This window comes from Mesorhizobium sp. P2_E7, from assembly GCF_056403855.1.
In genome coordinates this window covers 3276395-3298123 of sequence record NZ_JBFUER010000001.1, presented here as the reverse complement: position 1 = coordinate 3298123, position 21729 = coordinate 3276395, and the positions used below count along the sequence as shown (strand labels likewise).

Genomic DNA, 21729 nt, shown 5'->3' with positions numbered 1-21729 from the left:
GCTAACAGATTGTCGCCTGACGCAAACTGTTAAATACAGCCGTCCGCAACCATGGCGATCAGCGCGGAGTATGCCCGGCGAAGATGGGTTTGGTGTTGGCGTTGCTTCAATAACCGTAGCCGCGCGCCATCGCAGCCGCAAAGACCGGGATCAGCAGGAAGATGAAGGCTTCGGCACGCACACAGGTCTTCACCGAGGCGAGCTCCGCCGCCGGCACCTGGAAGCCGGGGCTGGCGCTGGCCTGCCGGTTCCAGGAGATGAAGCGGATGGTGGGCACGATCGACAGCAGGCCAACGATGCCGAACGCCGCCATCTTCGCCCAGAACACCCAGTTGTAGACGTAGAACTCCCAGCCCTTCAGGCCGTAGATGACGCGGCCGATGCCGATGATGATGATCAGCGTGGCGAGGATGCCATAGTGGCGGTCGATGTTGGCAAGCCGCTTGAGCGTGGCGGCGGACAGATCGCCGCGGATCAGGACAAATTCGGCGCCGATGATGCCGGCCAGCGAGAACACCAGAAGATGATGGAAAATGGCAAGCACAAGATCGGTGGTGTCCACGGTGTTCTCCTCCCATTGGCGGTATCGAGACCGGCGCTTGCCGGACGGTTGCGGAAGGTAGCATCGTTCGACAGAATTCCCAGAGGCGGGCTGCTTCTGGTCCATTCATCAGTGTCACTGACGCCCATCCTGACAGCTGGCTTTGATTTGATCGAGATAGTTTGCCTGGCCGTACGATGATACCGCCTGGCCCTTGTCCGGACGCGCTGGTTTGCTAAGCGCTGCCACGTCAACGGAGGCAGAGTTTCATGGGCAGTCCAAAAGCGGCCGGCGTTCCGGTTCTCGAAACGGAGCGGACCATCATGCGGGCGCACCGGATCGATGATTTCGACGACTACGCCGTCATGTGGGCCGATCCCGTCACCACTCGCTTCATCAGCGGCAAGCCGCGCACGCGCGAGGAAAGCTGGATGCGGTTCCTGCGGCATGCCGGCCTGTGGTCGCTGCTCGGTTACGGCTTCTGGGCGGTTGAGGACAAGGCCAGCGGCCGCTTCATCGGCGAAGCCGGTTTTCACGATCTCAAGCGCGATATCGAGCCGTCGCTCGAGGGCATTCCCGAAGCCGGCTGGGCGCTGGCGCCGCAGGCGCATGGCAAGGGTCTTGCCAGCGAAGTCGTCAGGCAGGCGCTGGCCTGGGGCGACGAAACCTTTGCCGGCGCCAGAACTGTCTGCATCATCGATCCGGAGAACACCGGCTCGCTGAACGTCGCGGCAAAGTGCGGCTACACCAAAGTGCTGGAAACCACCTATCACGATGGGCCGACGATCCTGCTCGAACGGCGGGTGTGAAGCACTTCATCGACGCAATTGCCTCGTTCCGGAAAAATTGCCATCCTGATCCAACTGCGCAATTCCGTGGGAAACCGGTCATACTTTTCCTGGAATTGCGCTTGTTTCCTGGAATTGCTCTTGGGGGAGGCTGACCATGCGTACGATCAATGCGATGTTTGCAAAGCTTGTCTGGGCGGGGCTGCTGCTGTTTGCAGCCGTGCGGCTGGCGAGCGCCGATGCGACGGTGCCGACCGCCGACATAGAGGGTGCCGCCGACAATCATCTGGCCAAGCGCTATGAGGGGTCGTTCATCGTCTCCTACGAAAAATTCGCCTACACCGATTTCACCGTCCCGCTGTCGCCGCTGAAGCCCAGTGCCGACGCGGATGCACGCGATGCGATGAACAATCGCATCTATGCGCCGGAGAAGAAGGCCGAGGTCGAGGGCGCGCTCACCCGCATCGCCTATGTGCTGCCGGCCGAGCGCTCGCCGCTCGAAGTGCTGCGCAACTACCAGGATGTGGTCGAAGCGGCCGGCGGCGAAGTCCTGTTCGAGTGCAAGAAGGAAGACTGCGGTGGCGCGGCCGACCGGTCGTCGAGCGGCGGCGGCGGCGACATGAGCCTGACGATGTATTTCTTCCACGAAAGTGACGTCAAGGATGCCGCCTTTTCCAACGGCGCCTGTGCGCTGACCTCGGGCATCAATGACCAGCGCTTCTTCGCCGCCAAGGTGCCGCAGGATGGCGGCGACGCCTATGTCACCGTGCAGGCCTATTCGCTGATCAACGACCTCTACTGCAAGGAACTCAACGGCCGCACCATCGCCGTCGTCCAGGTGCTGGAGCCCAAGGCGCGCGACAAGAAGATGGTGGTGGTCGAGGCCGCCAAGATGGCGGATTCGCTCTCGGCCACCGGGTCGATCTCGCTCTACGGCATCTTCTTCGACACCGACAAGGCCGACATCAAGCCGGAATCGGAAGCGACGCTGAAGGAGATCTCGACGCTTTTGACCAACGAACCCGGCATGGCGGTGATCGTCGTCGGCCACACCGACAACCAGGGCGCCTTCGACTACAATATCGACCTGTCGTCGCGCCGCGCCCAGTCGGTGAAGGCAGCGCTGGTCTCGAAATATGGCATAGACGGCGGGCGGCTGACTGCCGCCGGCGCCGGCATGATGGCGCCGGTCGCCAGCAATGACGACGAAACCGGCCGGGCCAAGAACCGGCGCGTGGTGCTGGTCAAGGCGAACTGACGACGGCTTTTCCTGTCATCCGGCCTTGCGCAATTTTCGCGCAAGGCCGTTCCAGCGGTCTTTGTCGGCACCCTGTGCTGGAGCCGGCGAATTCAACAGCGTCGTGGAAGCGTTGAAAGGTTGCGGCCTGGCTATCGCATAGCCTTGCGCATAGTCGACGCCGATGGTCTTCAGTGCCGCGATGATGCCGTCGCTTTCGACGAATTCGGCAATGGTGCGCTTGCCCATCACCTTGCCGATATGATGGATCATCTCGACCATGGCGCGGTCGATCCGATCCTCCAGCATGTCCTTGACGAAGCTGCCGTCGATTTTCAGATAGTCGACGGGCAGGTGCTTCAGGTAGGCGAAGGAAGACATGCCGGAGCCGAAGTCGTCGAGGGCGAAGCGGCAACCCAAGCCGCGCAGATCGGCGATGAAGCGCATGGCATTGGTGAGATCGGCGATGGCGCTGGTCTCGGTGATCTCCAGACAAATCATTTTCGGCGGAATGCCATAGGCAAGAAACTGCTCGCGCAGGAAGCCGAGGAAGGTCTCGTCGCCGAAGCTGGCGCCGGAAAGGTTGATGGCACAGGTGGCGATGGGAGGGGCCGTTGGATCGGCGAGGCGCGCCGCCAGGACGCGGAAGGTGTTGCGCACGACCCAACGGTCGATCGACGGCATCAACCCATAGCGTTCGGCCGCCGGAATGAAGCTGGCAGGCGAGACGACGAGACCGTCCTCGTCGGTCAGCCGCAGCAGGATCTCGATATGTGCGCCGGCTTCGGTGGCCGCCTCGTTCAGCGGCCAGATCTCCTGGGCATGAAGCGTGAAGCGGTTTTCTTCCAGCGCGGCATGCAGGCGCTGAACCCAGGCCATCTCGCCGAAGCGTTCGCGCAAGGCGACATCGCTGTCGCTGTGCAACTGAACCCGGTTGCGGCCTTTTTCCTTGGCCATGTAACAGGCGACATCCGCCGCCCGCAGGGTCTCTTCAAGCGTGATTTCGGCATTGGTGATCTGAACCATGCCGATGCTGACGCTGCTGTTGAAAGGCCTCGCTTCCCACGTGAAATGCAGGTCCTGCACGGTTGCACGCAGGCGTTCAGCGATGTCGGCAGCGAGATCCGGGCTGCAATCGAACAGCAGAACGCCGAACTCGTCGCCACCCAGCCGCGCCAGCATGTCACCCGGCCGCAGCGCATTGCCGAGGAGAACGGAAATCTGCCGCAGCAACTGATCGCCGGCCGCATGACCACAGGTATCGTTGACCAGCTTGAACTGGTCGAGATCGAGGTACATCAGCGCGTGCTGGCGGGGCTTGTGACGCAATTCGGCGACTTCCAACTCCAGCCGGCTTTCGAAGTCGTGGCGGTTGGCGAGTCCTGTCAGCGCGTCATGCGAGGCCTGCCAGGATAGCCGCTCGATGTAGTCCTGCTCGCGCGTCATATCGTGGAAAACCAGCACCGCGCCAACCACATGGCCGGAAATGAGCAGTGGCGCGCCGGTCAGCGCCACGGGAATGACCGAGCCGTCCGCGCGCTGCAGCAGTTGCGGGCGGACGTTGGGGCGGCGTGGCTCGCCAGCCACCAGGCGTTCCGCCAACCCGAATTCCTCGATACCGGTGTCCTTGTCCAGCAAGCGGAACAGCGAGGCGATCGGCTTGCCCCTGGCCGTGTGAAGCGAGTGTGCCAGCAGCCGCTCGGCGACGGGGTTCATGTAGTCCACCAGTCCGTCCGCTTGCGTGCTGATGACAGCCTGGCCGATCGAGGCGAGGGTGATCTGGGCGCGCTCGCGTTCGGCGTTGAGGGCGGATTGGAAAGCCCGGCGCTGCGCCAGCAGTTTGCGGGTGCGCCACACGGCGAGCAGGATGAGCAAGGCGGCGGTAACCAGGTTGGCGAGCGTCAGCACCATTTTGATGAAGCGGGATCCCTCGCCGAGGCTGTCGGAGAAGGCCTTGGAAAGGGGACCGATCAGATGGTTGAGTTGATGGATCTGCGCTTTCCAGATGTTGATTTGCGCAGCCGAAACTGCCCCTTCCGCAAATCCTCGATGGATCGTGGTCCCGAGCCGATCGATTTCAAGGATCATGCTGTCGGCGGCCCTCCAGTGCTGGATGGCAATGTCGAGATAGCTCACGTTCCGGAAGTTCTGGAACAGCCAGATCAATCCGGTCAGATCGTCAGGGTGGTTGCCGCCTTGCAGGAAGCCGGCGCGGGCGGCGCTGATGTCGGGTTCGGGTTGCTCGAGGGCAAGTCGAGCCGAACGATCGGCGAGCGGAACGGCGATGGCTCCGCGATACTCGTTGAAGAATTCTTCCTTGCCGGTTTCGGCGTAGAGACTGAGAAAATAGATGGCCTGCTTCTGCCCCTTGGACCAGTGGCTCTCGCCGCCGACATAGGCGCGTACCGCCGAGAGCGTGTAAAGGCTGCCGCTGGCAACCAGGGCCTGGACAAGAACCACGAGGATGAATGGCCAGACCAGCCCGAGAAGACGGGGGCTGGTGTCTGTTGGTGACGGCCTCATCAAGCTTCCATGGGAATAGCCATGGCTCCTCGCGAATTGCCTGCCGACCAGATGCTGGCCAAGCGACGCCCCCTCTCTATGTCGCCTATATCTGGCGACGCTTGTTTGACTAGCCTGCCGGCATTAACAGCCAATAAATTCTTTGGATATTTGCTTCCGGATTGGCCCCGATTTCTGTAAAATGTGCTTACGCGGCGTCAGGAGCGAAATCTTTCGCAAAAGCTGCATTGTATTCGAGTGAGCTAGAAGAATACATCCGCGGTCGGGGGCCTGCAAGAGCGGTGGAAACACTCCATGACCGCAGGCTTGATTGCGTTTCGGGGCTCGATTGCGCTAGGTGAGGTTGCCTGCTTGCACGCCTGCGCGTTCAAGGGCTGACGCATCCTCGCCGAAGGCACGCGTGGCACGGGCCGCCGCTTCCAGAAGGGTCGGCGTCATGCGCCGCAGGAACGCCGCGTCGACACGCGTCGACGGACCGGCAAGGGTCAATGCCCCAAGCAAAATGTGCCCGGGCCCGAACACCGGGGCTGACACGCCCGCGGTCTCCGGGTCACGGTCGCCGATCGACAGATAGTGGCAGGTCTGGCGGATGGTCTCGTAGGGCTCGCCCTGCTGGCCGGAAAAGGCAGCGAGCACGCGGCCGCCGGAACCGGCGAGCAGGGGCAGCAGGTCGCCTTCTCGGATCGTGTAGCGGATCGGATGCTTGGATTCGACACGATAGAGGCAGGTTCGGGCGTCACCCGAGCGGACATAGAAGGCCACGCTTTCCCAGCTTCTTTCGGCTAGGTCACGCATGATCGGCAACAGGACGTCGACCGCCACCACCGAGCGCTGGTAGAGCGCGCCAAGCCGGAAGGTGGCCGGCCCGATGCGGTAGCGGCCATCGTCGAGCCGCTCCAGCAACTGGCCGCGCAGCAACGAGTTCGCCAGCCTCAATATGGTGCTCTTGTAGAGCCCGGTCCGCGACGCGATTTCGGCCAGGCTGAGCGAGCGGTCGGCGGTCGCGAAAGCGTCGAGAATGGCGATCGCGCGATCGAGCGCGGCAACGCCATCGGCCTGTAACGGCTGGGATCGCGCTTCGGTCATCTCACGGACGGTTTCATTCCAGTTTACTCGCTCGGACCAGAGCGTTTCACCGTTTCACGGAAACGGCGAACCACTCTATCTCTTTGTTTTTGCGCAATTCCGGACGGAAACCGATCACACTTTTCCTGGAATTGCTCTAGGCCGATCGGAGCGATTGTGGCGCATATTAAGTGTTCTGTCTAGTAGAACGCCGTTCCTGTTGACAGAACGTATCGAAATCGGCATGAATTTTTGCCGAGCGGGTCTGTTTTCAGGCTACGTTTCTGGCAGGCACCGGAGGAGGTGTCGTGATTTGGAGGAATCCCCATGCTGAACAGACGCAATTTTTTGATGAGCACCGCGGCCGCAGGCGCTGCCGGTTTCGTCGCAACGCATTTGACGCCCGCCTTCGCTCAGGATGCACCGCAGATCCAGATTTTCGTGCCGGCCGCGCCCGGCGGCGGCTGGGACCAGACAGGGCGCACCATCGACCAGGTGCTGCGCAGTGAAAAACTGATCTCGGGCTCGCAGATCACAAATGTCGGCGGCGCCGGTGGTACGGTCGGCCTGCCGCAGTTCATCAGCCAGTGGAAGGGCAAGGGCAATTCGCTGATGGTGGCCGGCATGGTCATGGTCGGCGCCATCATCGCCAACAAATCCGCCAACAACCTCTCCGAAGTGACGCCGATCGCCCGCCTTACCGGCGAGTTCGAGGCGCTGGTGGTACCGGCGGATTCGCCGTTCAAGACGGCCGGCGATTTCGTTGCCGCGCTTAAAGCGGATCCGACCAAGGTGCCGGTTGCCGGCGGCTCGGCTGGCGGCTCCGACCACATATTGTTCGGCCTGATCGCAAAAACGGTCGGGGTTCCGGCAACCAACCTCTCCTATGTGCCGTTCGCCGGCGGTGGCGAGGCGCTGTCGGCGCTGCTCGGCAACCAGGTCGCGGCCGGCATTTCCGGCTTCGGCGAGTTCTCCGAGCAGATCAAGGCGGGCGCGCTTCGGCTGTTGGCGATCTCCGCCGACAAGCGCCAGGACGGCATCGACGCGCCGACGATGAAGGAAGCCGGCATCGATGTCGAATTGTTTAACTGGCGCGGCGTCTTCGCACCGCCCGGCGTCTCGGATGCCGACAAGGCTGCGATGGTCACGATGATCGAGACCATGGCCAAGAGCGATGCCTGGGCAACCGAGTGCAAGAACCGCAACTGGACGCCCATCCTCTTGACCGGCGACGACTATGCCAAATTCCTCGCCGACGACACCGCCCGCATCACCGCGATCCTCAAGGATCTCGGCCTCGCTTAACATTCCAAGAGGGGCGGCCAACACCGCCCCTTCCGACTTTCGCCTGCGGCATGGACATATCATGCGGTGGGAGTGAAACTGCGGATGCGGCCGGCGGGAGGATGCCGGCCATATTGGGAGGACATTGATGAGCAGCAGCGACCAGCAGCCGGCGCCAACGCGCCTTGCCATGCCCGAATTGTTGATCGGCGTCGGGCTTCTCGCCTGCGCCGCGGCGGTGGCGTGGCAGACCCTGGCGATCCCGGTGTCGCCGCTCTATTCCAAGGTCGGGCCGACCGTCTTTCCCTACATCACCATGACCGGCATGATCGTGCTGTCGCTGCTGCTCATCGTCGCCGCGGTGCGTGGTGGCTGGCAGCCGCAGGAGGAAAAGGAAACACCGACCGACTGGAAGGCGATGGGCATCGTCGTTGCCGGTCTGGTCGCCAATCTGGTGCTGATCCAGCCGCTCGGCTTCACCGCCGCCTCCGTCATCATGTTCGTGCTCGTCTGTTACGGCTTCGGCAGCAAGCACACGCTGCGTGATGCGCTGACTGGGCTGATCCTGGCGCTTGCCGCCTATTTCGGCTTTGCCAGGGCGCTCGGCGTCAACATCGGCGCCGGCTTCATCGAAAACCAGCTGAACACGGTGATCGACGCGATCATCACCGCAGTGAGGGGCTGACGCCATGGAGACGCTCGGTCATCTCGGTCACGGATTTTCCGTCGCTTTCTCGCCGATGAACCTGCTGTGGTGCCTGGTCGGCACCACGCTCGGCACCGCCATCGGTGTGCTGCCCGGCCTTGGACCGGCACTCACCATCGCGCTGCTCCTGCCGATCACCTACCAGGTGGCGCCGGAAGCCTCCTTCATCCTGTTCGCCGGCATCTATTACGGCGCCATGTATGGCGGCTCGACGACATCGATCCTGCTCAACACGCCCGGCGAAAGCGCCACCATCGTCACCGCGCTGGAAGGCAACAGGATGGCTCGTTCCGGCCGCGGCGGCGCGGCGCTGGCGACCTCGGCAATCGGCTCCTTCGTTGCCGGCACCATCGGCACGATGGGTGTCGCCTTCCTGGCGCCGGTGGTGGTGAAGTTCGCGCTGGCGTTCGGGCCGGCCGAATATTTCTCGCTAATGGTGCTCGCCTTCATCACGGTGTCCGCCGTGCTCGGATCGTCGTCGGTGCGCGGCCTCACCAGCCTGTTCATCGGCTTTGTCATCGGCATGATCGGCGTCGACCTGCAGACGGGACAGCCGCGCTTTACCTTCGGCACGAACGAACTGCTCGATGGCGTCGATGTCATCATTGCCGCGGTCGGCCTGTTTGCCGTCGGCGAGACGCTCTACATGGCTTCGCGCCGCTATGCCGGCAAGGACGAGATCGTGCCGCTCAAGGGCTCGCTCTACATGACCGCCGCCGAATGGGGGCGCTCGTGGAAGCCATGGCTGCGTGGCGCTTTCATCGGCTTCCCGATCGGCGCCATGCCGGCGGGCGGCGCCGAGATCCCGACCTTCCTGTCATATGCCATCGAAAAGAAGCTGTCGAAGCACAAGGAGGAGTTCGGCACGGTCGGCGCCATCGAGGGCGTCGCCGGCCCGGAAGCGGCCAACAATGCCTCTGCCGCCGGCGTGCTGGTGCCGATGCTGACGCTCGGCCTGCCGACCTCGGCGACAGCCGCGATCATGCTGTCGGCCTTCCAGAGCTACGGCATCAACCCTGGGCCGCTGCTGCTGACGACGCAGGCTGATCTGGTCTGGGGCCTGATCGCCAGCCTGTTCATCGCCAACGTCATCCTGGTCATCCTCAATCTGCCGCTGATCGGGCTCTGGGTGCGGCTGTTGAAAATTCCGGCGCCGCAGCTCTATGCCGGCATCCTGGTGTTCGCGACCGTCGGCACATACGGCATCTCGCAATCGCCGATCGATCTCGTCATCCTCTATCTCCTGGGGGCCGCCGGCTTCCTGATGCGGCGCTTCGATTTCCCCACCGCGCCGGTGATCATCGGCATGATCCTCGGGCCGCTCGCCGAAACCCAGTTCCGCCGGGCGATGACGATCTCGAACGGCGACTGGTCGGTGTTCTACACCCACAAGCTGTCGCTGGTGCTGCTGATCCTCGCCTTCATTGGGTTGGCTGGGCCGCATATCTGGGCCTTTATCGAGCATCGGCGCCGGCGTGGACCGGAGCATGTGCCGGGCGATGCCTGAGCGATCTGGAGCATCATGACCGATCTGCTTGCCGGCATCCGCGTTCTCGACCTGACCAATGTGTTGGCCGGTCCTTACTGCGCCTACCAGCTGGCGTTGCTCGGCGCCGATGTGATCAAGGTCGAGGCGCCGCAAGGCGGTGATCTGGCGCGCCAGCTCGGCGCCTCGCCGGCGCTCAACAAAGCCGGCATGGGCGCATCGTTCCTGGCGCAGAACGCCGGTAAACGATCGGTGGTGCTCGATCTGAAGAAAGAGGCAGACCGCGAGCGTTTTCTCGATCTAGTCGCCTCGGCCGATGCGCTGGTCGAGAATTTTCGTCCCGGCGTGATGGGGCGGCTCGGCCTCGGCTATGAAGCATTGAAGGCGGTCCGCCCCGGTCTGGTCTATTGCGCCATATCGGGGTTCGGCCAGACCGGGCCGATGCGCGACAATCCGGCCTACGACCAGATCATCCAGGGGCTGTCCGGCATAATGAGCATCACCGGCACGCCGGAGACGGCGCCCTTGCGGGTCGGCTATCCCGTCGCCGATACGCTGGGCGGGCTGGTCGGGGCGTTTGCCATTGCCGCCGCGCTGGTGAAGCAGAAGACCAAGGACGAGGGCGCATTTCTCGATGTCTCCATGCTCGAATGCACGCTGTCGGCGCTCGGCTGGCCGGTCTCCAACTATCTGACGGCCGGGGTCGAGCCGAAGCCGATGGGCAATGAGAACATGACGGCTGCGCCCTCCGGCGCGTTCCGCACCGGTGACGGCCTGCTCAACATCGCCGCCAACAAGCAGGAACAGTTCGTCACGCTCTGCCAGCTGATCGGCCAGCCGGAGCTGGCATCGGACCCGCGCTTTGCCGAACGCGAGACGCGCAAGCAGAACCGTGCCGCACTGAAGGCACTGATCGAGACGGCGCTTGCCAGCGCTTCGGCCGCCGCCTGGGAAGAAAAGTTCAACCGCGCCGGTGTGCCTGCGGGCCGGGTGCTGACGATCCCGCAGGTGCTGGAGGAGCGTCAGGTGGTCGAGCGCGACATGACCACCAGCTTCCAGGGTCTGCCCGGCATGGGTGAGCCGCTGACCGTGGTGCGCGGCGGCTTTTTGGTCGATGGCACGGCACCCTTGCCGGTCCTGCCGCCGCCGGTGCTCGGCGAGCATATGGACGAGGTTTTTTCCACCTTGCCGCCGCGCGCTAGGAGAAGCGCGTGAGCGAGAAAAAAACCGGCCACGAGCGCGGCGAGGAGTGGTGGCAGACCGGCATCATCGAGATGAGCCCCGGCATCATCCGGCTGCGCGGCTATGAAATCCAGGATCTGATCGGCCGCGTCAGCTTCCCGGCCACGATCTGGCTGATGCTGCGCGGCGAGCTGCCGAGCGAGGATCAGGCGGCGCTGCTCGGCATTGCACTCGGGGCTGCCGTCGATCACGGGCCGCAGGCGCCATCGATCGCCATTGCCCGCATGGCCATCACCTGCGGCGTCGGCATCAACAGCGCCATGGCCTCGGCGGTCAACGTGCTCGGCGACGTGCATGGCGGCGCCGGGGAACAGGCGCTGTCCTTCTATGGCGACATCGCCGTGGCGCTCGACACGGGTGCGACGCTGGACGAGGCGGTCTCGGCGCGGCTCGATCGCTTCTTCGCCGAGGAGAAAGGCTATGTGCCGGGCTTCGGCCACCGCTTCCATCCGGTCGATCCGCGCGCGCCGCGCCTCATCGAAGTGACCCGCGATTTTGCGGCGCGCGGCGTCGTCAGCGGGCGCTTCGCCGACATCGCCGAGGCTGTCGAGGCGGAGGTCGCGCGGCGCAAGGGCAAGACGATACCGCTCAACATCGACGGCGCCACCGCCGTCATCTATGGCGAGCTTGGCTTTCCGCCGCCGCTGACGCGCGGGCTGTTCGTGCTGTCACGGTCGGTCGGCATCCTCGCGCATGCCTGGGAGCAGTCGCAGCAGAGCGACCGCAACAAGGGACCGCTGCCGCGCGAATGGCTGTGGGCCTATACCGGCACGCCCGTGCGGCCGTTTCCAGTAGCGGATGACGAGGGCAAGTGAGGCTCAGTCCAGGTCTGGCACCGCTGGCTGCGTAGTCGCCAGGTTTGCCATCAGTGTGGAAAGATCGGGCTCATCGATAAGCAATGCCGCGTCTTTCGGCTTGAGCCATGCGCGCTGGCGGCTCTTGGCCTCTTGCCAGTTGGCCAGCTCTTCGTGCACTTCGAGGAGATAGACGACGACGTCGACGCGAACGAAATTGGTTTCCAGCCGTTTCCAGTAGGAATAGCTGCCGGCCGGCGCCTTGCGCGTCTTGCCGAGCACGCCGGCTTCTTCGCGCGCCTCGATGGTGGCGGCCTTGCGGCCGCTCTTGCCTTTCATCGGCCAGCCCTTGGGCACGATGAAGCGCTTCGTCGTGCGCGACGTCACCAGCATGACTTCGAAATTGCCGTCAACGTCCAGGCGAAACGGGATGGCGGCGACCTGGCGAATGCGTTCGCCTCGCCTTGCCTTGCGCACCGCCTTTTTCTTCGTCGTTGCCATCTGCTGAAAACCCGGTCGACGGGCGCACCGCCGCACGCCGCCTGCAAACCCCTAGAAATGCCCGCGAGGCAATGAAGCATTTTTAGTAGATAAGTCGACTAAGTAAATCGCAAGCGACCGATATCAACGGCAAACACGCACAATCTGGTTGTTGACGATCTGAATCGGGCAAGCTTGCCTGACGACGGGCACGTCGGGGCGCGGCTGCGGCACGATCCGGCGGTCCTGGTCGCGGTATTGCTGCTGCTGCTGCTGAAACTGCTGCCGCTCCAGGCTGTTGCGCAACTGCTGTAGCTGGTTCTGCTGGATCATCCGGTTGGCGCTGGGATTGACGGCCTGCGCCGCGACAGATTGCACCATGCCGGGCAGCGTCACCGCCGCCAGCATAGCCGACATCAGAACTGTCGATAGGCGAAGCGCCAACATCCGTTCATTCCCGTTCAAAACATGACCGTTCCTTATATAGGGCGTTCGTCCCGATCTGCCATGCCGTCGAAATCAGCAGAACCAGGAGCCGAAGCGGCCGGCTCGCACTTGACAGAAAACACCTGATGACCGCTCTATCGGGCGCGGTCCTCGGGTTCAATGGCGGGCGGCTCGAGGCAGAATCGGGAGCATATTGATGAAAAGCAGGCAAGTATATTTCGCAGCGCTACTGGGCAGCATCTGTATTGTTGGCCCGGCGGCGGTTGCGGCGCAGACCAAGACCGACAAGGCGGCACCTGCCGCCGCTGCCGCCGGCCCGACGCTGCCTGGCGGCGCGTCGGCGCTGTCCGAAACCCATGGCGACTGGACGGTCAATTGCCAGATAACGGGCACCAATAAGGCCTGCAGCCTGTCGCATCAGCAGTTCAACAAGCAATCCAACCAGCGCCTGCTGGCGATAGAGCTGTCGAGCAAGAGCGGCGAGGATGCCGCCGGGACGCTGGCGCTGCCGTTCGGCCTGGCGCTGGCCAAGGGCGTCAGCCTGACCATCGACGACCAGAAGCTGGATGGCAGCCTGCCCTTCAACACCTGCCAGGCCGTCGGCTGCCTGGTGCCGGTGGCATTCGACGCCAGCCTGACGCCACTGCTCAAGGCAGGCACGACGCTGAAGATCGACGCGTTTGCGGCCGACACCGGCCAGGCGGTGAGTTTCACCATCCCGCTCAACGGCTTTGGCGGCGCGCTGGCCCGGACAGCTGAATTGTCGGCGGACTGAGCAGCGCCCGCCCGGTCACTCAACTTCGCGCAGCCGATACCCCACGCCGGTTTCGGTGGTGATGTAGCGTGGCTGATCGGGCGACTTTTCGATCTTCTGCCGGAGCTGGCGGACATAGACCCGGAGATACTGCACGTCGGTCGAATCGCCCCACACCTGCTTGAGCAGGAAATGGTGGGTGAGAACCTTGCCGGCGTGCTGCACCAGAATGCGCAATATGTCGTATTCCTTCGGCGACAGTTTTATCTCCTTGCCCTCGACCTTGACGACGCGCTTGACCAGATCGACCGAGAGATCGCCGGTGTGGAAGACCGGCTTCTCGCCCTGCTGCTGGAATTTGTGGCGCAGCGCGACGCGGATGCGGGCGACCAGCTCGTTCATGCCGAACGGCTTGGTGACATAGTCGTCAGCGCCCAGTTCGAGCGCCGCAACGATGCCGGCCTCGTCGGTGCGGCTGGACAGGATGACCACGGGGACGTCGAGCCCGTCGTCGCGCCATTTGCGCAAGAGGTCGAGGCCGCCCATGCCGGGCAGGCCGAGATCGAGCAGGATCAGATCCGGCTTTTGCGTATCGACGATCTCGATCGCGGCCCTGGCGTTGGGCGCCTCGCTGACCGCATAGCCCTGGCTGCCAAGGCCGACGCGCAGCAGTTTGCGGATCGGCGGTTCGTCATCGACCACCAATATGCTGACATTGGAATTTGTCATGCCGGATCACCAGATGTTTGCCCGTCCGCACTCTGTTCGTCCATGCCGGGCGATTGTGACGGCCTCGGCATGCGGATGGTGAAGACGGCGCCCGGCCGGTCGCTGCGGTTCGCTGCCGTGATCGTGCCGCCCATCGCCTCGATGAAGCCGCGGCAGATCGACAGGCCGAGCCCGGTGCCGGCCTGGACCTGGTCGCGCTTGCGCACCCGGTAGAAGCTGTCGAAGATCCGCTCCAGATCGGCGGGTGGAATGCCCGGTCCTTCGTCCATGACCTGCAGCACGACGGAGCCATTGTCGACCCAGCCCTGCAGCCGGATCGTCGATCCGATCGGAGCGTATTTCGCGGCATTGTCGAGAAGGTTGAACAGCGCCTGCTCGAACAGGACGGGGTCGAGCTTCAGCATTGGCAGGTCGGCTGGAATGTCGATCTCGGTCTTGTGCCCGGCAGTGATCTTGCGCGCCCGCTGCAAGGCCGAGCCGACGATGTCGCCGACATAGTGGAGAGCGAAATTCGGCTCCATGGCGCCGGATTCGATCTTGGTCATGTCGAGCAGATTGGCGATGAAGCGGTTCAGCCGTTCGGATTCGTCGAGCACCGTGGTTAGCAGCTCCGCCCGGTCGTTCTCGGGCAATGACGGTGCGAATTCCCGCAACGTGCCGGCCGCGCCCATGATGGCTGCCAGCGGCGTCTTCAGATCATGGGAAATCGAGGTCAGCAGTGCCGAGCGCAGCCGATCGGCCTCGGCCGCGAGCTTGGCGCGGTCGACATCGGCGACCAGCTGGATGCGCTCGATGGCGACCGCCGCCTGGTCGGCCAGTGCATCGAGCAGGCGCTGCTGCTCAGGCGTCAGCAGCGGCCCTTGCTTGTCGTTGTCGAGACCGACGACGCCGATGGCCGTGCGGCCGGTCCGCAAGGGCAGGTAAAGGCGCCTGGCGCCGGGCAGCGTGTCGGCGCCACGACCGGCGGCACGGTTGTGCTCCCAGGCCCAGCGAGCGGCGGCGATGTCGGCCTCGGCCAGCGTGTCGTCAGGGGGATAACCAGCCTTGACGGTGATCGTGCCGTCCTCCGGCAACAACAGAACCACGCGCAGCTTCAGCATCGAGGCGATCTGGAAGGCGGTCGCCCACAGCACATCATCGAGCGTGCCGGCGCCGGCGAGCTTCTTGGAGAAGAGGTAGATGTCTTCCGTCGCCCGGGCGCGTGAGCGGGCAGCGACCGCCTGGCGCTGCACGCGCGCCGTTAGATTGCTGGCGATGACGGCAACGACGAGGAAGACGGCAAGCGCGACGATGCTCTCCGGATCCCGGATCGTCAGCGTGTAGCGCGGCTCAAGGAAAAAAAAGTTGAAGGCAAGGGCGCTGGCCACGCAGGCATACAAGGCCGGCCATAGACCACCGGCTACTGCCGAAGTCAGCACGCCGATAAGAAAGATGATCGCGAGATTGCGAACGTCGAGAAACTGGTCGAGCAGCACGGCGAAGCCGAGCGAGCCGGCAACGAAGGCCGTGGCCTTGAGATAGGGCCAGACATCGAACTGCCACTGTTCGTCCGCCGCCTTGACGTTCCGCGAAGCCGCCTCATTGCCGCGCTCGGTTCCCGAAATGACATGGACGCTGATGTCGCCGGCGTTGCGGATGAGATCGTAGGTGAGCGAGCCTTCGATCAGCTCGCGCCAGCGCGAGCGCGTCGGCCTGCCGACCACGATATGAGTGAAGTTGTTGGCCGTCGCATGGCGCACAATGTCCTGGGCGACGTTCTGGCCCGGAATGGTCGTCACCTCGGCGCCGAGCTGCTCGGCCAGCCGCAGCAATGCCGCCAGCCGGTCCTTGTCCTCCTCCGACATGGCGGCCGAACGCGGCGTGTCGACATGCAGAGCCGTCCAGGGCGCGCGCAGCCGGTCGGCCAGCCGGCGCGCATAGCGGATGCGGGCCGCGCCGCCCGGGCGCGCGTCGACGCAGACGAGCACCCTTTCGCCCGCCGCCCACGGACCCTGGATGGCGTGCGACTGCATATGGTTGAGCAACTGCTCGTCGACGCGCTGGGCGGTGCGGCGCAGCGCCAGTTCGCGAAGCGCCGTCAGATTGCCGGGCGAAAAATAGTTCTCGACCGCGCGTTGGGCGGTGTTGGGGAAATAGACCTTGCCTTCCTTCAGCCGCTTGATCAGGTCGTCGGGGGTGAGGTCGATGATCTCGATGTCGTCGGCCTGGTCGATGATGGAGTCCGGGACCGTTTCGCGCACCCTGACGCGGGTGATCTGCGCAACGACGTCGTTCAGGCTCTCGACATGCTGGATGTTGAGCGTGGTGTAGACGTCGATGCCGCGCGTCAGGAGTTCCTGGACGTCGAGATAGCGCTTGGGATGGCGGCTGCCGGGCGCGTTGGTGTGGGCGAGCTCGTCGACAAGCACCAGTGCCGGACGGCGGGCGAGGATGGCGTCGATGTCCATCTCGTCGAGGACGCGGTCCTTGTAGCTGACCTTCTGGCGCGGAATGACCTCGTAGCCTTCGACCAGCGCCAGGGTTTCCTTGCGGCCGTGGGTTTCGACAATGCCGATCACCACATCGACGCCATCCGCCAGCCTGGCACGACCGGCCATCAGCATTTCATAGGTCTTACCGACTCCAGGGGCGGCGCCGAGAAATATCCGCAGACGGCCGCGCTCTTCCCGCTCCGCATGCTCGAGCAGTGCGTCCGGAGAGGGTCTGGCGTCGTTGCTTCTGGCGTCCGGCATCAGGCTCGATCATGAACGGCGCCGGGGATAGTGTCGATCCCCGGCGTCAGGCTTCAAAAGACTGTGTCTCACTTGGTATCGTCCAGCGCCAGGTTGAGCGCCAGCACATTTACGACCGGCTCGCCGAGGAAGCCGAGTTCGCGGCCTTCGACATGACTGTCGACCAGCGCCTTGACCTTGGCCTCGTCAAAGCCCCTGGCCTTGGCCACCCTGGCGACCTGGAAGTAGGCGGCCTCAGGGCGGATGTGAGGGTCGAGGCCGCTGCCGGAGGTCGTCACCAGATCAATCGGCACAGGCTGGTTCGGGTTCTCAGCCTTCAGCTTGTCGACGTCGCCCTTGATGCGCTCGATCAGCTTGGGGTTGGTCGGCCCGAGGTTGGAGCCGCTGGATGCCGCGGCGTTGTAGCCGTCGCCGGCAGCCGAGGGGCGGCCATGGAAATATTTGTCGCCGGCAAAGCCCTGGCCGATCAGTTCGGAACCGATAACCTTGCCGTCCTTCTCGATCAGGCTGCCATTGGCCTGGTGCGGAAACAGCGCCTGGGCGATGCCGGTCATGCCGATCGGATAGATCAGGCCGGTCAGGACAGTGAAGAAGACGATCATGATGATCGCGGGTCGTATCTGGGTGAGCATGGAGGTTTTTCCTTAAGCGAGGCCGAGGCCGGTGACGATCATGTCGATCGCCTTGATGCCGACGAAGGGAACGATGATGCCGCCGAGGCCGTAGACCAGCAGGTTGCGGCTGAGCAGGGCGCCGGCGCCGATGGCGCGGTATTTGACGCCTTTCAGCGACAGCGGGATCAGCGCGATGATGATCAGCGCGTTGAAGATGATGGCCGACAGGATGGCGCTCTGCGGCGTCGCCAGATGCATGATGTTGAGCGCCTGCAGCGGGCCGGTGGTCTGCCCCGGCGCGACGTAGAAGACGGCGAACATCGCCGGGATGATGGCGAAGTATTTGGCGACGTCGTTGGCGATCGAGAAGGTCGTCAGCGAGCCGCGCGTCATCAGCAGCGCCTTGCCGATCTCGACGATCTCGATCAGCTTGGTCGGATCGCTATCGAGGTCGACCATGTTGCCGGCCTCGCGGGCGGCAACCGTGCCGGTGTTCATGGCGACGCCGACATCGGCCTGGGCAAGGGCGGGCGCATCGTTGGTGCCGTCGCCGCACATGGCGACCAGCTTTCCCTTGGCCTGTTCGTCGCGGATCAGCTTCAGCTTATCCTCGGGCGTTGCCTGGGCAAGGAAGTCGTCGACGCCGGCTTCGGCCGCGATCGCCGCCGCCGTCATCGGATTGTCGCCGGTGATCATCACGGTGCGGATGCCCATCTTGCGCAGTTCGGCAAAGCGCTCGCGAATGCCGCCCTTGACGATGTCCTTGAGGTGGACGACGCCGAGCAGGCGGCCGTCACGCTCGACCGCCAGCGGCGTGCCGCCGGACTTGGCGATCTCGTCGGCGATTGCCTGGAGATCCTTGACTGTATCGGTGCCGGGGCGCGTGCTGTGGGTGGCCGATGTCGACTGGTTGACATAGGCGAGAACCGAGTCGACGGCGCCCTTGCGCACCGACGAGCCATCGATATCGACGCCGCTCATGCGGGTCTGGGCGGTGAAAGGCACGAAGGTGGCGTGCAAGGTCGCCATGTCACGAGCGCGGATGCCGTATTTCTCCTTCGCCAGCACGACGATCGAGCGTCCCTCAGGCGTCTCGTCGGCGAGCGAAGCGAGCTGCGCCGCATCGGCCAGTTCCTGTTCGGTGACACCCTTGACCGGGCGGAACTCGGTCGCCTGGCGGTTGCCAAGCGTGATGGTGCCGGTCTTGTCGAGCAGCAGCGTGTCGACGTCGCCGGCGGCTTCCACGGCACGACCCGACATGGCCAGCACGTTGAAGCGCACCAGGCGGTCCATGCCGGCAATGCCGATGGCCGACAGCAGGGCGCCGATGGTGGTCGGGATCAAGGTGACAAACAGCGCCACCAACACGGTCACCGAGATATAGCCGCCGGAATAGGAGGCAAAGCTCGGGATCGTCGCGGTGGCGAGCACGAAGATCAGCGTCATGCCGACGAGCAGGATGTTGAGCGCGATTTCATTCGGCGTCTTCTGGCGGGCAGCACCCTCGACCAGCGAGATCATGCGGTCGAGGAAGGTGTGGCCGGAAGCGGCCGATATGCGCACCCGGATCCAGTCGGACAGGACCTGCGTGCCGCCGGTGACGGCCGAACGGTCGCCGCCGGATTCGCGGATGACAGGTGCGGATTCGCCGGTGATCGCCGCCTCGTTGACCGAAGCCACGCCTTCGATCACTTCGCCGTCGGACGGGATGATGTCGCCGGCTTCGACCAGCACGATGTCGCCGACCTTCAGGCTGGTGCCGGGCACCAGCTTGAATTTGGAGCGGTCGTCGCCGGCAAGCAGCTTGGCCTGGGTTTCAGTGCGCGCCTTGCGCAGCGAGTCGGCCTGCGCCTTGCCGCGGCCTTCGGCAACGGCTTCGGCGAAGTTGGCGAACAGCACGGTGAACCACAGCCAGATGATGATCTGCAGGGTGAAGCCGAAATCGCCGCCACCAGTGAAGCGATCCCTGACGAAGAGGACCGTGGTCAGAGCTGAGACGATGGCGACGACGAACATCACCGGGTTCTTGATCAGGGTGCGCGGGTCGAGTTTCCTGAAGGCGCCGCCGATGGCGGGCCACAGGATGCTGGCATCCATGATGACAGCGGATTTGGACTGGCTCATTTGGTGGCTCCAGTATCTGAAGTGTTGGGCGGCACCGAGTGGTCGGATGCCGAAAAGAGATGCGGCGGCCCATAGGCCAGCAGCCAGATCACGATCATGACTGCCGCGAGGCCGAGGAAGGTGGACACGCTGGGGAAGGGAGGGGGAGTTTCCTCCCCCTCGGTGCCGGCTCGCGGCCGGCCCTTCCTGCGCTTGAGGTTGAACCAGGACATGACAAGCCTCAGAAGGTCTGCCCGTTGATGGCAGCCAGGTGCTCGACGATCGGTCCGATCGCCAGTGCCGGGAAGAAGGTCAGGCCAACGACGATCAGAATGACGCCGACGAGCAGGCCGACGAACAGCGGACCATCGGTCGGGAAGGTGCCGGCCGAGGCAGGAACGGTCTTCTTGGCCACCAGCGAGCCGGCAATGGCCAGCGCCGGGATGATGACCAGGAAGCGGCCCATCAGCATGGTGATGCCGAGCGTGATGTTGTACCAGGGCGTGTTGCCGGAAAGGCCGCCAAAGGCCGAGCCGTTGTTCGCGGCCGCCGAAGTGTAGGCGTAGAGAACCTCGGAGAAGCCGTGCGGCCCGCCATTGGCCATCGAGGCCACGGCGCTTGGCAGCACCACGGCGATGGCCGTGAAGGTCAGCATCGCCAGCGGCAGGCACAGGATGGCGAGCATCGCCATCTTGACCTCCTTGGCTTCGATCTTCTTGCCGAGATATTCCGGCGTGCGGCCGACCATCAAGCCGGCGACGAAGACGGCGACGACGATGAACATTATGATGCCGTAGAAGCCGGCGCCGACACCACCGACGATGACCTCGCCGAGCTGCATGTTGACCATCGGGATCAAGCCGCCAAGGGCCGTGAATGAGTCATGCATGGCGTTGACGGCGCCGCACGAGGCGGCCGTGGTGATGACCGCGAACAGGGCCGAAGCGGCAATGCCGAAGCGGCTCTCCTTGCCTTCCATGTTGCCGCCGTCGATGCCAAGCGCGTGAACCAGCGGATTGCCGGCGGCTTCGGCCCAGTAGCAGACGGCGACGCCGGCGATGAACAGCACACCCATTGTGGCCAGGATCGCCCAGCCCTGGCGCTGGTTGCCGACCATGCGGCCGAAGACGTTGGTCAGCGCCGCGCCCAGCGCGAAGATCGTCACCATCTGGATCAGGTTGGAGATAGCATCCGGGTTTTCGAAGGGATGCGCGGCATTGGCGTTGAAGAAGCCGCCGCCATTGGTGCCGAGCATCTTGATGGCGACCTGCGAGGCAACGGGGCCGAGCGCCAGCGTCTGCTTGGCGCCTTCCAGCGTGGTGGCGTCGACATACGGCCCGAGCGTCTGCGGCATGCCGAGCCAGACATAGACGAGGGTGAGCACGATGCAGAGCGGCAGCAGGATGTAGAGCGTGCAGCGGGTCATATCGACCCAGAAATTGCCGATCGACTTGACCGAGTGCCGGGCGAAGCCGCGGATCAGCGCCACCGCAATTGCGACGCCGACAGCCGCCGACATGAAGTTCTGCACGGTCAGGCCGGCCATCTGCACGAGATAGGACATCGTGCTTTCGCCGCCGTAATTCTGCCAGTTGGTGTTGGTGACGAAGCTGACGGCGGTGTTGAAGGCGAGATTGGGCTCGACAGCGGTCATGCCCGCCGGATTGTAAGGCAGGACGCCTTGCAGGCGCTGCAGGACATAAAGCACCAGAAAGCTGGCGAGGCTGAAGAAGATGATGCCTGCCGAATAGGTCGTCCAGTGCTGCTCTTCGCGTTCACTGGTTCCCGAGATGCGATAAAGGGCGCGCTCAACCGGGCCGAGAATGGGCGAGAGAAAGGTGCGATCGCCGTTGAAGACGCGATACATGTAGCCGCCGAGCGGCTTCACCAGCAAAACGACGATCCCGCAATAGACGAGGATCTGTATCCATCCGTTGAGTGTCATGAGAATAGCTTTCCGTGCCTTGCGTCAGAAGCGTTCTGGACGAACGAGGGCGTATGTCAGGTAGACGAGCAGGAACAAGGTCACGCCGCCACCGAGAATGTAATCGACAAGCATGGTGTGATCCTTCCTCTTAAAGAGCGTCGCAGGCTTTGATGTAGGCTAGGGAAAGAGCGAAAAACAAAACGTCTATCCCGATGACGACAATGTCCATTGTGTGGGTCCTTGCTTCTGCTGTATTTGGCGCCAGCGACTGGCGAGC

General features: G+C 63.8%; 20 protein-coding genes. 8 read left to right on the top strand and 12 right to left on the bottom strand.

The features are described from left to right. Window positions 1-106: 106 nt before the first annotated feature. Window positions 107-562, bottom strand: coding sequence for a DUF2214 family protein (locus AC1DYC_RS16215; protein ID WP_477407818.1), 456 nt, complete (start codon window positions 560-562; stop codon window positions 107-109). 248 nt (window positions 563-810) lie between these two features. Here AC1DYC_RS16215 and AC1DYC_RS16210 point away from each other — a divergent pair, with 248 nt between their 5' ends. Beyond that, complete coding sequence (locus tag AC1DYC_RS16210) at window positions 811-1350, top strand: GNAT family N-acetyltransferase (protein WP_477407816.1); 540 nt, start codon at window positions 811-813, stop codon at window positions 1348-1350. A gap of 136 nt (window positions 1351-1486) precedes the next feature. Next, window positions 1487-2587, top strand: coding sequence for an OmpA family protein (locus tag AC1DYC_RS16205; protein ID WP_477407814.1), 1101 nt, complete (start codon window positions 1487-1489; stop codon window positions 2585-2587). Window positions 2588-2602: 15 nt separating this feature from the next. On the opposite strand, the gene AC1DYC_RS16200 is transcribed toward AC1DYC_RS16205, so the two are convergent. Continuing rightward, the gene (locus AC1DYC_RS16200) at window positions 2603-5089 is read right to left on the bottom strand and encodes an EAL domain-containing protein (protein WP_477407812.1); all 2487 of its coding nucleotides are present in this window, start codon (window positions 5087-5089) and stop codon (window positions 2603-2605) included. Between the two features lie 333 nt (window positions 5090-5422). After that, window positions 5423-6175 carry an IclR family transcriptional regulator gene (locus AC1DYC_RS16195; RefSeq protein ID WP_477407810.1) on the bottom strand — a complete coding sequence of 251 codons (753 nt, stop codon included), beginning with the start codon at window positions 6173-6175 and terminating at the stop codon, window positions 5423-5425. A gap of 306 nt (window positions 6176-6481) precedes the next feature. Here AC1DYC_RS16195 and AC1DYC_RS16190 point away from each other — a divergent pair, with 306 nt between their 5' ends. The 5 genes from AC1DYC_RS16190 (at window position 6482) to AC1DYC_RS16170 (ending at window position 11687) form a co-directional block, all read left to right on the top strand. Continuing rightward, window positions 6482-7459 carry a Bug family tripartite tricarboxylate transporter substrate binding protein gene (locus AC1DYC_RS16190; RefSeq protein ID WP_477407808.1) on the top strand — a complete coding sequence of 326 codons (978 nt, stop codon included), beginning with the start codon at window positions 6482-6484 and terminating at the stop codon, window positions 7457-7459. Window positions 7460-7586: 127 nt separating this feature from the next. After that, window positions 7587-8123, top strand: a complete 537-nt coding sequence (locus AC1DYC_RS16185) for a tripartite tricarboxylate transporter TctB family protein (protein ID WP_477407806.1) — start codon at window positions 7587-7589, stop codon at window positions 8121-8123. 4 nt (window positions 8124-8127) lie between these two features. Continuing rightward, on the top strand, window positions 8128-9651 hold the full coding sequence (locus tag AC1DYC_RS16180) for a tripartite tricarboxylate transporter permease (RefSeq protein WP_477407804.1): 1524 nt from the start codon (window positions 8128-8130) through the stop codon (window positions 9649-9651). Window positions 9652-9666: 15 nt separating this feature from the next. Next, window positions 9667-10845 (top strand): CaiB/BaiF CoA transferase family protein, encoded by a 1179-nt coding sequence (locus AC1DYC_RS16175; RefSeq protein ID WP_477407802.1) that lies wholly within the window; start codon window positions 9667-9669, stop codon window positions 10843-10845. Then, complete coding sequence (locus tag AC1DYC_RS16170; RefSeq protein ID WP_477407800.1) at window positions 10842-11687, top strand: citryl-CoA lyase; 846 nt, start codon at window positions 10842-10844, stop codon at window positions 11685-11687. Before AC1DYC_RS16175 ends, AC1DYC_RS16170 begins: the two co-directional genes overlap by 4 nt. Window positions 11688-11690: 3 nt before the next feature. Here AC1DYC_RS16170 and AC1DYC_RS16165 read toward each other — a convergent pair whose 3' ends face one another. After that, complete coding sequence (locus AC1DYC_RS16165; protein ID WP_477407798.1) at window positions 11691-12167, bottom strand: NUDIX hydrolase; 477 nt, start codon at window positions 12165-12167, stop codon at window positions 11691-11693. A gap of 123 nt (window positions 12168-12290) precedes the next feature. Beyond that, on the bottom strand, window positions 12291-12563 hold the full coding sequence (locus AC1DYC_RS16160) for a hypothetical protein (protein WP_477407796.1): 273 nt from the start codon (window positions 12561-12563) through the stop codon (window positions 12291-12293). A 226-nt stretch (window positions 12564-12789) separates the two neighbouring features. Between AC1DYC_RS16160 and AC1DYC_RS16155 the strand changes: the two genes are divergently transcribed. Continuing rightward, window positions 12790-13368: an invasion associated locus B family protein gene (locus AC1DYC_RS16155; RefSeq protein WP_477305263.1), complete on the top strand. Its 579-nt coding sequence runs from the start codon at window positions 12790-12792 to the stop codon at window positions 13366-13368. A gap of 15 nt (window positions 13369-13383) precedes the next feature. On the opposite strand, the gene AC1DYC_RS16150 is transcribed toward AC1DYC_RS16155, so the two are convergent. The 7 genes from AC1DYC_RS16150 to AC1DYC_RS16120 form a co-directional block, all read right to left on the bottom strand. After that, complete coding sequence (locus AC1DYC_RS16150) at window positions 13384-14076, bottom strand: response regulator transcription factor (RefSeq protein WP_477407794.1); 693 nt, start codon at window positions 14074-14076, stop codon at window positions 13384-13386. Continuing rightward, window positions 14073-16808: a DUF4118 domain-containing protein gene (locus AC1DYC_RS16145; RefSeq protein WP_477407792.1), complete on the bottom strand. Its 2736-nt coding sequence runs from the start codon at window positions 16806-16808 to the stop codon at window positions 14073-14075. The genes AC1DYC_RS16150 and AC1DYC_RS16145 overlap by 4 nt, the downstream gene beginning before the upstream one ends. Window positions 16809-16876: 68 nt before the next feature. Then, window positions 16877-17440 carry a potassium-transporting ATPase subunit KdpC gene (kdpC, locus tag AC1DYC_RS16140; protein WP_477407790.1) on the bottom strand — a complete coding sequence of 188 codons (564 nt, stop codon included), beginning with the start codon at window positions 17438-17440 and terminating at the stop codon, window positions 16877-16879. 12 nt (window positions 17441-17452) lie between these two features. Continuing rightward, window positions 17453-19546: a potassium-transporting ATPase subunit KdpB gene (kdpB, locus tag AC1DYC_RS16135; RefSeq protein ID WP_477407788.1), complete on the bottom strand. Its 2094-nt coding sequence runs from the start codon at window positions 19544-19546 to the stop codon at window positions 17453-17455. After that, window positions 19543-19758, bottom strand: a complete 216-nt coding sequence (locus AC1DYC_RS16130) for a hypothetical protein (protein WP_477407786.1) — start codon at window positions 19756-19758, stop codon at window positions 19543-19545. The genes kdpB and AC1DYC_RS16130 overlap by 4 nt, the downstream gene beginning before the upstream one ends. 8 nt (window positions 19759-19766) lie before the next feature. After that, complete coding sequence (gene kdpA, locus AC1DYC_RS16125; protein ID WP_477407784.1) at window positions 19767-21470, bottom strand: potassium-transporting ATPase subunit KdpA; 1704 nt, start codon at window positions 21468-21470, stop codon at window positions 19767-19769. A gap of 24 nt (window positions 21471-21494) precedes the next feature. Next, entirely contained in the window at window positions 21495-21584 is a 90-nt protein-coding gene (locus tag AC1DYC_RS16120; protein ID WP_023669708.1) for a K(+)-transporting ATPase subunit F, read from the bottom strand. Between the last annotated feature and the right edge of the window lie 145 nt (window positions 21585-21729).